Genomic DNA, 12,047 nt, shown 5'->3' with positions numbered 1-12,047 from the left:
GCTCAGTGCGACCGATCGGCAGCGGGTTCCAGCAGCGGTGATCCGGGGCCTTGCTCGGCCATCTCGTCGTCGGGGTTGTTCAGCGCGCAGGTGCGCAACGACAGGCAACCGCAGCCGATGCAGCCGGTGAGCCGGTCCCGCAGCCGTTGCAGGCCGTCGATGCGCGCGTCCAGTTCGTCGCGCCAGGAACGGGACAGCCGGGTCCAGTCGCTCTTGGTGGGGGCGTGGTCGGTCGGCAGCGTGGACAGCGCTTCGGTCACCTGTTCCAGGCTCAGTCCGACGCGTTGCGCCGCGCGGATGAACGCCAGCCTGCGCAGCACGGCGCGTTCGTAGCGGCGTTGGTTGCCGCTGGTGCGGCTGGAGGTGATCAGGCCGCGTTGTTCGTAGAAGCGCAGCGCGGTCTGCGCGACGCCGCTGCGGTGCGCGACTTCGCCGATGGTCAACGTGTGCGGCGGTTTCGACATGCGTCCACAGTAACTTGGACTTCACGTTAAATCTAAGTTTCCGGACGTCGGGGCGGGCCGGCCTTCCGGCCATGCCGGGCGCGCGAACCGGGATCGCCGCGGTCCGCGCGCCCGTGCTGTTCAGCAGTTGGGCGTGGTGGGCTTGCCTTCGAACCGGTCCTTGATGAACTGCTGCGCGTCCGGGTTGCCCGCGAAGATCCCGCTCAAGTGGTCGCTCGGGTAGGTCCGCCAGGTCACGTCCATGCCTTTGGCGCAGTAGGTCTCGTGCAGCGCCTCGGCCTGCGGCGTGTTCACGATCTCGTCGGTGGTGGCGTGGTACTGGAAGACTGGAGCGTTGATCCTGCCCTGCCCCAGCTTGTTCTCCGCCAGCCGTTCCTGCCATTGCGGTGTGCCCAGCGGGTCGGTGTGGGTGTAGTCGCTGATCCGCTTGAACGGGTACTTGGTCAGCAGCTCCACGACGCAGTCGTTCTGCCGCGCGTCGGCGAGGTCTTCGCGGCCGGTTTCGTTCAGGTAGGAGTCCAGTTTCAGATCCGGGTAGGCGAAGTCCAGTCCTGCGGCGGCGAAGGCGAGGAAGCCGAACCCGACGTAGCCGTCCAGTCCTTTCGCGACTTCGTTGAGGTCGGCGGGCACGCCGCCGCCTGCGACGCCCACCAGGTTCAGCTCCGGCGCGTACTCGGGCTGCATCTCACCCGCCCACATCACGGCCCCGCCGCCCTGCGAATAGCCCTGGAAGGCCACTTTGGACTCAGCGGAGAGCCCGGCCTGCGGGAGCCGTTGCGCCGCGCGGACGCTGTCGATCAGCGCGGGCCCCTCGGAGCGGCCGACGATGTAGGTCGGCTTGTTGTCCTCGCCCGGTGCGTAACCCTCGTAGTCGGTCAGCGCGACGGCGTAGCCGTTCGACAGCGCGTCGTTCACCGCGGGTTGGTCGTAGAGCGTGCCGCGCTCGACCGCTTTCGACGGCGCGCACTTGAACGCGGGCCCTTGCGTTCCCGGTCCGAAACCCACGATGGGCGTCTTGGCGGGATCGGCGCCCTTGGGCACGAGGATCGTGCCGACGACCGTGTTCCGTTCGCCGCGGGCGTCGGTGGACAGGTACATCACTTGCCAGGCGTCGGCATTGGCGCCGTTGAGCGCGGGGAAGACCGGGCGCCAGCGGATGACGTCACCCGGCTCGCCTGCCGGGGGCTCGGCGGGCGGCCGGTAGAAGGAGTCGTCGAACGGGCCGGGCGGTTGCTCCGCCGCGGCGCTCGGTGCCTGCGGCGCCGCGGGATCCGCCGCCTGCACGGGCGCAGCGGTCAGAACCGTCAGAACCGCTGCGGTGAGACCGATGGAAACGGCATTTGCCGCACGTGATGAGGCGATCTTCATTGCTGCTCCGGGAAAAAGTCGAGGATTTCCGGGGAAAGCGGGTTACGGGCAGGCATTCGGCCGTGTCCGGGATGCTGAAGATGGAACATCGCGGACCGTTTGGCAATGCTCCGTGCGAGTGAATCGAATGTCGTGCGCTTTCCGGGTGGAGTAGCTTTAGTGCCAGCTCAGCGTACTTGCCCGGTGGTCCTTCCAGAGGTGTCGGACTGATCAACCGATGTCATCGGCGATTGTCACGGTGCTGATAAAAAACTCCGGAAAAGCGATCAACTAGGTGCGCGAAGCGTCGTTGCCGATGCGGCTCGCTTGACATGCCCGAACGCGCCGTGACAATTTTTCTCCGCTCGCCGGCGTAGTCGAGTGGTGACAATTCTCCGACGCGCCGGCACTTCCCGCCCCGATCAGCCACGAGTCGTGCTCGTGCTGCGCTCGGGGCTCGCGTGGAGGGAGTTCCCATGGTGCCGAGCACGGACGAACCGCTCGCCGAGCGTCCGGCGCGACTGCTCACCGACCCGCTGGTGACCGCGGCCCGCGAAGCGGGCGAGGACCTCGCCGTCACCTTCGTCGACCACGACGCCAGCCCGGACGGTGTGGCCTGGTCGCTGTCCTGGGCCGAGTTGCACGAGCGCGTGCGGACCGTCGCCGCCTGGCTGCAGCAGCGCTGCGAACCGGGTGAGCGGGTGGCGATCATGGCTCCGCAGGGCCTGGAGTACGTGACCGGTTTCCTCGGCGCGGTGCACGCGGGCCTGATCGCCGTGCCGCTGTTCACCCCGGACCTGCCCGGCCACGGCGACCGTCTGGCGCGGGTGCTGGACAGTTGCGCGCCGAGCTGCGCGTTGACCGGCAAGAGCTCGTTCGATCAGGTGCGGGAGCAGATCCGGGACGGTTCTCCGCGGCATTGCGCGGCCGTCGACACGCTGCCCGCGACGCTGGCGGACGAGTACCGGCCACCGTCGACGGGCCCGCACGATCTGGCGTACCTGCAGTACACCTCGGGCTCGACCCGTGTCCCGGCCGGTGTGGAGCTGACCCACGCGAACGTGCTCGCCAACGCGGACCAGGCTCTGCGGGCCTACGGCGGCAACGAGCCGGGTGCGGTTTCGGTGAGCTGGTTGCCGTTGTTCCACGACATGGGTCTGGTGCTGTCCGTGGCCGCGCCGCTGGTCGGTGGCCTGCCGTCGGTGCTGATGGACCCGGTGGCGTTCCTGCAGCGTCCGGGCAGGTGGTTGCGGCTGCTCTCGGACCACCCGGGTTCGATCAGCGCCGCACCGAACTTCGCCTACGACTTCTGCGCGGCGCGCGTCAGCGACGAGGAGAAGGCGTGGTTGCAGCTCGACGAAGTTGTTTCACTGATCAACGGCAGCGAACCGGTGCGCCCGGAGACGCTGCACCGGTTCAACGAGGCGTTCGCGGATTGCGGTCTGCGCCCGGAGACGCACCGCTGTTCGTACGGCTTGGCGGAGGCGACGGTTTTCGTCTCGGTGACCGATTCGGGCAGCGAACCGCGGGTGGCCGGTTTCAGCCGAGAGCAGCTCGCCCTGGGCCGAGCACGACCACCGCAGGGGACTGAGGCGGTCAGCGACCTGGTCTCCTGCGGCCGCCCGGTGGGACAGCGGGTCGCGGTGGTCGACCCGGACTCGCACACCGTGCTGCCCGACGGCGGCGTGGGCGAGATCTGGGTGCACGGCCCGAACACCGGCCAGGGCTACTGGGGCCGGGACGAGCAGGACACCTTTGGCGTCGAGCTGGCAGACGCCGAACCGGTAGGCGCGGGTGAGCTGCCCGCGGACGGCTGGCTGCGCACCGGCGACCTCGGTGTGCTGGACGGCGGCGAGCTGTTCGTCACCGGCCGGATGAAGGACGTGATCATCATCGACGGCCGCAACCACTACCCGCAGGACGTGGAGCTGACCGTGGAGCAGGCGCACCCGGCGGTGCGCAAGCACCACACCGCCGCTTTCGCGATCAGCGCGGCCGAAGGTGAGCGGTTGGTCGTCGTGGCCGAGTACGGCAGGCGCGTCGCCGCGTCCGACCGCGACCCCGCGGAGATCACCAGTGCGGTGCGCTCGGCGGTCTCGGCCGAGCACGGTGTGCTGCTCAGCGATCTCGTGCTGGTGGAACCGGACACCGTTCCGCGCACGTCGAGCGGCAAGGTCGCCCGCCGGTTGTGCCGCGAGCGCTACTTGGAGGCCGATCATGCGTGATCGCGCGGAGTGGGCGGACTGGTTGGCGCAGCACGTCGCCGGACGGCTCGGGCTGCCCCCGGGTTCGGTGGACACCGGGCGCCCGTTCCAGGAGTTCGGGTTGTCCTCGCGGGACGCGGTGGAGCTGGCCGGGCGGGTGCAGGACATCGTCGGGCAGCGGTTGCCTCCGACGCTGCTGTGGGAGCACCCGACCATCGACCGGCTTTCCGCGGCGTTGGCGGCGCAACCGGACGGGTCCGACGGCGCCGACGAGTCGCCGGATCCGTTCCCCCGCCCGCGAAAATCGGAGCCGGACGAACCCGTTGCGGTGGTAGGCGTGGGCTGCCGCTTCCCAGGGGGAGCCCGGGGACCGCGCCGCTACTGGGAGCTGCTGGAGTCCGGTGCCAGCGGTGTCGGCGTGGTCCCCGAGGGGCGCTGGGAGAGGTTCTCCGGGGCGGACCCCGCGCTGTCCAAACTGCCCAAGGCAGGCGGGTTCCTGGACGGAGTGGACGAGTTCGACGCGGAGTTCTTCGAGATCTCGCCCACCGAAGCCGCGGTCATGGACCCGCAGCAGCGGCTGCTGCTGGAGGTTGCGTGGGAGGCCCTGGAACACGCGGGCGTGGTGCCTTCGGCGTTGCGCGGCAGCGCGACCGGCGTGTTCGTCGGGGTTTCGTCCACCGAGTACGGCGCGTTGACCACGCGCGATCTGCGAGCGGTGGACGCGTGGACCGGAACCGGCGCAGCACTGTCCATTGTGGCCAACAGGTTGTCGTACTTCCTGGACCTGCGGGGGCCGAGTTCCGCGATCGACACGGCGTGCTCGTCCTCGCTGGTGGCGGTGCACCAGGCGTGCGCGAGCCTGCGGTCGGGCGAGAGCCGGGTCGCGCTGGCCGGCGGTGTGAACCTGCTGCTGTCGCCGGCGATCACGGCGAACTTCGATCGTGCCGGAGCGTTGTCGGACGACGGTCGGTGCAAGGCTTTCGACGCTTCCGCCGATGGCATCGTGCGCGGTGAAGGCTGCGGTGTCGTCGTGCTCAAACGACTCTCCGATGCGAACCGCGACGGCGACCGGATCCTGGCGGTCGTGCGGGGCTCGGCGGTCAACTCGGACGGCAGGTCCAACGGCCTGATGGCGCCGAATCCGGTGGCGCAGGCGGACTTGCTGCGTAGTGCTTACGCAGGTGCGGACCTCGATCCGTCCGTTGTGGACTACGTCGAAGCGCACGGGACGGGCACGTTGCTCGGCGACCCGATCGAAGCGGAGGGCCTGCGCTCGGTGCTGGCCCGCGGGCGGCCCGCGCAGCGGCCGCTGCTGCTGGGATCGGTCAAGACGAACCTCGGGCACCTGGAGGCCGCTGCGGGAATCGCGGGATTGATCAAGGTCGTGCTGTCGATGCGGCACGGCTCGCTACCCGCGAGCTTGCACTACCGGGAGCCGAACCCGCACATCCCGTTCGAGCAGTCCGGGCTGGAAGTGGTCGGTGCGGCGCGGAACTGGCCGAAGTACTCGGGTGTGGCGCGTGCGGGGGTCTCCGGGTTCGGTTTCGGCGGCACCAACGCGCACGTCGTCCTGGAGGCGTGGCGGCGGATGCCTTCGCGGCGCCGGAGCCCGGACGGCGATGGCGTGCAATCCTTCGTCGTCTCCGGAATCACCGAGCAGCGGATGCTTCGCGCGGCCGCGGACCTGGCGGAGTGGATGGCAACGCCCGAGGGGCGTGCTGCCGGCCTGGCCGACATCGGGCACACCTTGGCGCACCGGCGGGAGCAGCATCCCGAGCGGGCTGCCGTGGTGGCTCGTGGCAGGGACGGCGTGCTCGACGGCCTCCGTGCGCTCGCCGCCGGATCCGGCGGCGTCCGGGGCAGGGTGACCACGCGTGACAAGGGGATCGTGTGGGTGTTCTCCGGATACGGCTCGCAGTGGGCCGGAATGGGCCGCGAGCTGCTGGCCGACGAGCCCGCGTTCGCCGCGGCGGTCGACCGGCTCGACCCGGAATACCTGCGGCAGTGCGGGTTCTCCCTGCGCGCGGTGTTGAGCGGGCAGGACGATCTCGGTGATGTGCACCGGACGCAGCTGGTCCTGTTCGGACTGCAGGTCGCCTATGCCGAGCTGTGGCGCGCCTACGGTGTCGAACCTGCTGCGGTGATCGGGCATTCGCTGGGTGAAGTGGCCGCGGCCGTCGCCACGGGAGCGCTCGACGAGAGCGACGGGCTGCGTGTGATGTCCGCGCGCTCCCGACTGCTGTCCGAAGTGGACACGGCGGGAAACGGCGCGATGGCGGCCGTGGAAGCGTCGGCCGCGGAAGTGGAGGCGTTGGCGGAGCTTTTCCCCGGGGTGGACGTGGCGGTGCACGCGTCCCCGGTCCGGTGCACGGTCACCGGGCCCTCCGACGAGGTGCAGCTGCTGGTGACGCACTTCGAGCGCGCGGGCCGCAGTGCTCGCCTGCTCGGCGTGTCCGGCGCCGGGCACAGCGCTGCCGTGGACGGGGTGCTGGCGCGGTTGCGCGAGGAGCTCTCCGGGATCGCCCCCCGGGAAACGTCCACAATGGTGTTCAGCACGGCGGATCCTGGCTCGGTCCCCGCGTTCGACGCCGACTACTGGGTCCGCAACCTGCGCAACCCCGTGCGGTTCGAGCAGGCCGTGCGCGCCGCAGCGGAGGCCGGTTTCGGCACTTTCGCCGAGCTGGCCCCGCACCCGGTCGCCACCACGGCGATCGAGGAGACCCTGGCGGAGGCGGGAGTTTCCCGTCCGGTGGCGGCGTTCACCGGCCGCCGCGGGACGGATGGAACCGAAACCTTCCACACGGCCCTCGCCGAGCTGCACACGAACGGCCGCATACCGGTCACCGGGTATCGGAAAGGTCGTCTCGTGGATGTGCCGCCGGCCGCGTGGCAGCACGAATCCCATTGGGTCGCAACACGTTCCGCACCTGATCCGGCCGGACATCCACTGCTGGGCCTGCGAGTCGATCTGCCGGGCGGCGCAAGCGCGTGGCGCGGCGACGTCGGAACAGAAGCTTTGCCCTGGCTAGCCGATCACAAGGTGCAGGACACTCCGGTGCTGCCCGGCAGTGCCTACCTGGAGATCGCGTTCGCGGCAGGTGCGCAGGCGTGGGACGCCGACCTCGGGGCATTGCGCCTAGAATCGCTCGAGTTGCACCAAGTGCTGCTGCTGGCGGACAACGTGCCCGTCACGACCACGTTCACGCCGGACGAGTCCGGTACCGGGCGTGTCGAGGTGCACTCGCGATCGGTCACCGGCAGATGGACCTGCCATGCCACGGCAACCCTCGTCCGCAGCGGGACTCGATCCGGACTCGAGAAGTCCGAGGTGGACGGTTCCGAGGTCGATCTGTATTCGGCGTTGCGTGCGGCCGGTCAGCATTACGGGCCGGCTTTCCGCGGGGTGCGTTCCGCACGTGCCCGTGGTGGCCTCGCGGTGGCCGAGGTCGCGTTGCCGGAGCAGGCCGCCGATGCCGAGATGTTCGCGGCACATCCCGCATTGGTGGACGCGTGCCTGCAAAGTCTGCTGGCCGCGGGACTCGGGGACGGCGCCCCGGAAGCCGGGATCGGTGTGCCGGTCGCTTTGGCGGGAGTGCGCCAGCTCGGCCAGCTTCCCGAGCAGGTCCGCTGCTACGCGCGGTTGCACACCGGTGGCCCGGAACCGATCGGTTCGCTGCTGGTCACCGATGGCGAAGGCGTGCCGGCGCTGGAGGTCGCCGAGATCCGCGCTCGCGGGCTCGCGCCCCCGCCGCGTCCACTGGACGAAGCTTTTCTGGAGCTGCGCTGGGATTCGGCGGACCTGGCCGAGCCGGGCACGGCGCAAGCAGGCAGCTGGCTGGTCCTGGGCGAAGACGACGACCTCGTGTCGGCATTGCGGGACGCCGGCCAGCGGGCGGTGCGCGGCGACCTCCACCGGCCCGAGTCCGGGCTCGACGTGGTCGTCGATGACGAAAGCCTCCCGCCGCGCGGTGTCGTGCTCGTTTTCCCGGCGGATTCCCCGGATTCGACCGAGCGAGCGGAGCACGTGCTGCACGCGTCGGCCGTCGTGCGAGAAATGTCCCGGCGTGATCTGAACATCCGGTTGTGGTTGTCCACATCGGATGATTCCGGTGCTGATTGGGGCTTGCGGGCGCTCGTGCGGGTGCTCGCGTTCGAGCACCCGGAACTGCGGGTGAGCATGCTGGTCACGGACGGAACGGCATCGGCGGCCGCGGAGCTCGTCGCCGATGCTCCGGACGACGAGGTCCGGCGTCGCGGCGAACATCGTGAAGTGGCGCGGCTGCACCGCGCCGAGTTGGGGCGGATCCGCACCGATCAGGTCGTTCGTCCGGCTGCCTACGTGGTGACAGGCGGACTTGGCGGCTTGGGCCGCACGGTCGCGAGATGGCTCGCCGAGCGCGGGGCGCAGCGCATCGTGCTCAACGGCCGGGGTGAACCGTCCGCGGCGGTCGCCCGCGAACTCGCCGAAATCGAGGCCGAGGGTGCCGAGATCCGGGTGGTGACCGGCGATGTGTCCACTGCGGACGTCGCAGCGCAGCTCGTCGCTGCGGCCACGGAGAACGGCATGGCGTTGCGCGGTGTCGTGAACGCCGCAGGTGCGTTGCGCGACGGTCTCGTGGCGGATCTCGACGAGCACGCGATCGAGCAGGTGTGGCGGTCGAAGGCGCGCACCGCTTGGCGGATGCACGAGGCCACGGTTGACCACGAGCTGGACTGGTGGGTGGTGTTCTCCTCCGCGGCTGCCCTGCTGGGATCTCCCGGACAGGCCGCCTACGCCACCGCGAACGCCTGGACCGACGATCTCGCCAGGTTGCGCCGTGCGCGCGGACTTCCTGCCACGACCATCCATTGGGGACTTTGGGCGGACGTCGGCGGTGCGGCGGAGTCCCCGCTCGCGCGGGTGATCGACCAGCTCACCCCTGCCGAAGGCGTCGAAGCGTTGGAGGCGGTGCTGGCCTCCGGGCGCACTGCGACCGGTGTGGCGCGGCTCGACGCGGCGCGCGCTGCGGAGTATTTCCCGCAACTTTGCTCCCGTCCGCTCTTCGATGCGGTCGTCACCGCGGAGCCGAAGACGGCGGGCCGGTTCGATGTCGACTCGCTGCCGCGCGACCGGCCCGCCGAAGCCGTCGAATCGATCACCGGGCATCTCAGGTCGGAGGTCGCGGGAATCCTCGGCGGCTCGGCGGAAAACCTCGACCCGGCCGCGCCGCTGACGATGCTGGGGCTCGACTCGCTGATGGCGACCCGGGCGCGGAACGCAGTCGAACGCGACTTCGGCGTGGCGGTCCCTCCCGCGCTGCTGCTGCGCGGGGCGAGCCTGCACGACATCGCCCGGCACCTGGCCGAACAGCTGGGCCTCGGGACCGTTGCGGAGGTCGTCGAGTCGGCACGCATCGGCCCGCGGGACGCGACCGAGCGGTGGATCGCACATCTGTGGGCCGAGGCACTGGGCCCGGTCGAGTTCGGCGTCGCCGAGGACTTCTACGACCTCGGTGGGACGCGGGAGCAAGCCGACGTCGTGGCCCGCGGGATTCGCGAACGACTGTCCTCATCGGACACTACGGAGGAGTTGTTCGGCACCCCGACGGTGTCGGGGATGGCGGATCTGCTGCGGCAGCGCTTCGAAGGAACCGACGGCCCGGTGCGCGCGCTGCGCACGACGGGAACTGGGCGCCCGTTGTTCCTCTTCCACCCGGCAGGCGGCCCGACCAGCGTTTACCAGCCGCTGGTGGCGAGCCTAGGTGCCGACCAGCCGTGCTACGGCCTGGAACGGCTCGACGACCTGGACTCCGTCGAGGCCAAGGCGCAGCGGTACGCGGACCTGGTACGCGAACTCCAGCCGCACGGGCCCTACCGCCTCGGCGGATGGTCCTTCGGCGGATGTCTCGCCTACGAGACCGCGCGCCGGCTCACCGAGCTCGGCGAGCCGGTCGAGTTCGTCGCGCTGATCGACACCATTCTCCCGTTGCCCGCACCGGACGGCGCCACGTCCGAACAGCTCGTGCTGCGCCGGTTCGACCGGTTCGCCGAGCACATCGAGTCGACTTACGGCGTCGCGCTGCAGGTGCGCTCGACCGAGCTCCAGGGGTTGGACGAAGACGAGCAGATGCGCCGTGTGCTCGGTGCGCTGTCGGGAGCGGACATCGACATGGGAGCAGGCGTCCTGCACCACCAGTACACGTCCTATGTGGACGCAAGGATCGCGGAGCGCTATCAGCCCGGACCGTTCGACGGGCGGGTGCTGCTGTACCGAGCGCAGGAGGCCGAAACCACCACGACCACATTGGACCCGCGCTACCTGCGCACCGACGAGGCGCTCGGGTGGGACGAGATCGTGGCCGCTCCGGAAGTGGTGCGGATACCCGGCGACCACCTGTCCATGATCGACCCGCCGAACGTGGACGTCATCGCGGCGCACCTCGCGGGTGTACTCGGCACGTCCGCACTCACCAGGGAGGGCGCATGACAACCGCGGAACGGATCCAGGCGTTGCAGCGGCGGCACGACACCGCGGTGCACGACGCCGATGCGCGTGCCCGGGGCAAGCAGCACGCCAAGGGCAAGCTCACCGCGCGCGAGCGCATCCACCTGCTGCTGGACGAGGACTCCTTCGTCGAGCTGGACGAACTCGCCCGGCACCGCGGTGGCTCCTACGGAACCGACGACCAGCGACCGTACGGCGACGGGGTGGTAACCGGCCACGGCACGGTCGACGGGCGCCCGGTGTGCGTCTTCGCGCAGGACTTCACCGTTTTCGGCGGCAGCATGGGCGAAGCGTTCGGGGAGAAGGTCCTGAAGGTGATGGACCTGGCGATGAAGATCGGCTGCCCGGTGGTGGGCATCAACGACTCCGGCGGTGCGCGCATCCAGGAGGGCGTGGTCTCGCTGGCGTACTACGCCGAGCTGGGCAGGCGGAACTCGCTGGCTTCCGGTGTCATCCCGCAGCTGTCGTTGATCATGGGACCGTGTGCGGGCGGGGCGGTGTATTCGCCCGCGATCACCGATTTCACCGTCATGGTGCGGAAAACCTCGCACATGTTCGTCACCGGTCCGGAGGTGGTGCGGTCGGTGACCGGTGCGCAGGCCGATGCGGAGGAGCTGGGCGGTGCCCGGACGAACAGCGAAATCTCCGGCAACGCCCACCACTTGGCAGAGGACGAGGCCGACGCCATCGACTGGGCGCGGACGTTGCTCGGCTACCTGCCCGCGAACAACCTGGACAGCGCTCCGCAATACGAGTCCGCTTCGGACGTGGGGGCGGCCGGAGAACTGGACGTGCTGGTGCCGGACGAGCCGCACCAGGGCTACGACATGCACCGCGTGCTCGAACTCGTCCTCGACGACGGCGATTTCCTCGAAGTGCAGCCGCTTTTCGGGCGCAGCATGATCTGCGCGTTCGGCCGGGTCGAGGGCCGCAGCGTCGGGGTGGTGGCCAACCAGCCGTCGCAGAACGCGGGCACCATCGACATCGACGCCTCCGAGAAGGCCGCCAGGTTCGTGCGGTTCTGCGACGCTTTCGGGCTGCCGCTGCTGACCTTCGCCGACGTTCCCGGCTACCTGCCGGGTGTCGAGCAGGAGCGCCACGGCATCATCCGCCGCGGCGCGAAGCTGATCTACGCGTACTCGGAGGCGACCGTCCCGAAGGTGACCGTCGTGGTGCGCAAAGCGTACGGCGGTGGTTACGCGGTGATGGGTTCCAAGCACCTCGGAGCGGACGTGAACCTCGCGTGGCCGACCGCGGAGATCGCGGTGATGGGCGCCTCCGGCGCGGTGAGCCTGCTGCACCGGCGGGAACTGGCCGAGGCCGCGGCCAACGGTACCGAGGAAGCCGTGCGGGCCAAGCTGATCGAGGAATACCGGTCCACATTGGCCACTCCCTACATCGCGGCCGAGCGCGGCTACGTAGACGCCGTCATCCAGCCCTCCACCACGCGCGAGCACTTGGTGCGCGCCTTGCGGGTGCTGGCGAACAAGCGGCAGGAAACGCCGCCCAAGAAGCACTCGACCATGCCGCTCTGAAGGACCGGACGTG

General features: G+C 69.9%; 5 protein-coding genes. 3 read left to right on the top strand and 2 right to left on the bottom strand.

Features of this window, described 5'->3' with window-relative positions; translation table 11 throughout:
- Positions 1 to 2: 2 nt before the first annotated feature.
- Together soxR and INP57_RS10675 are read right to left on the bottom strand one after the other, a co-directional pair.
- Positions 3 to 464: a redox-sensitive transcriptional activator SoxR gene (soxR, locus tag INP57_RS10680; protein ID WP_200069992.1), complete on the bottom strand. Its 462-nt coding sequence runs from the start codon at positions 462 to 464 to the stop codon at positions 3 to 5.
- A gap of 120 nt (positions 465 to 584) precedes the next feature.
- The gene (locus INP57_RS10675; RefSeq protein ID WP_200069991.1) at positions 585 to 1,832 is read right to left on the bottom strand and encodes a lipase family protein; all 1,248 of its coding nucleotides are present in this window, start codon (positions 1,830 to 1,832) and stop codon (positions 585 to 587) included.
- 455 nt (positions 1,833 to 2,287) lie between these two features.
- On the opposite strand from INP57_RS10675, the gene INP57_RS10670 reads away from it, so the two are divergent.
- From INP57_RS10670 to INP57_RS10660, 3 genes are read left to right on the top strand one after another with little or no spacing between them, the layout of a single operon-like run.
- Entirely contained in the window at positions 2,288 to 4,036 is a 1,749-nt protein-coding gene (locus tag INP57_RS10670; RefSeq protein WP_200069990.1) for a fatty acyl-AMP ligase, read from the top strand.
- Positions 4,029 to 10,481 carry a type I polyketide synthase gene (locus INP57_RS10665; RefSeq protein ID WP_200069989.1) on the top strand — a complete coding sequence of 2,151 codons (6,453 nt, stop codon included), beginning with the start codon at positions 4,029 to 4,031 and terminating at the stop codon, positions 10,479 to 10,481. The genes INP57_RS10670 and INP57_RS10665 overlap by 8 nt, the downstream gene beginning before the upstream one ends.
- Complete coding sequence (locus tag INP57_RS10660; protein ID WP_200069988.1) at positions 10,478 to 12,034, top strand: acyl-CoA carboxylase subunit beta; 1,557 nt, start codon at positions 10,478 to 10,480, stop codon at positions 12,032 to 12,034. The genes INP57_RS10665 and INP57_RS10660 overlap by 4 nt, the downstream gene beginning before the upstream one ends.
- Positions 12,035 to 12,047 lie beyond the last annotated feature (13 nt).

This window comes from Saccharopolyspora galaxeae (genome assembly GCF_016526145.1).
GTDB lineage: Bacteria > Actinomycetota > Actinomycetes > Mycobacteriales > Pseudonocardiaceae > Saccharopolyspora_C > Saccharopolyspora_C galaxeae.
This window is presented reverse-complemented; position numbering and strand designations above follow the sequence as displayed.

What these genes read in the sequence shown, in the direction of transcription:
- soxR (WP_200069992.1), bottom strand. Translation starts at nt 464, where the DNA reads ATGTCGAAACCGCCGCACACGTTGACCATCGGCGAAGTCGCGCACCGC.
- INP57_RS10675 (WP_200069991.1), bottom strand. Translation starts at nt 1,832, where the DNA reads ATGAAGATCGCCTCATCACGTGCGGCAAATGCCGTTTCCATCGGTCTC.
- INP57_RS10670 (WP_200069990.1), top strand. Translation starts at nt 2,288, where the DNA reads ATGGTGCCGAGCACGGACGAACCGCTCGCCGAGCGTCCGGCGCGACTG.
- INP57_RS10665 (WP_200069989.1), top strand. Translation starts at nt 4,029, where the DNA reads ATGCGTGATCGCGCGGAGTGGGCGGACTGGTTGGCGCAGCACGTCGCC.
- INP57_RS10660 (WP_200069988.1), top strand. Translation starts at nt 10,478, where the DNA reads ATGACAACCGCGGAACGGATCCAGGCGTTGCAGCGGCGGCACGACACC.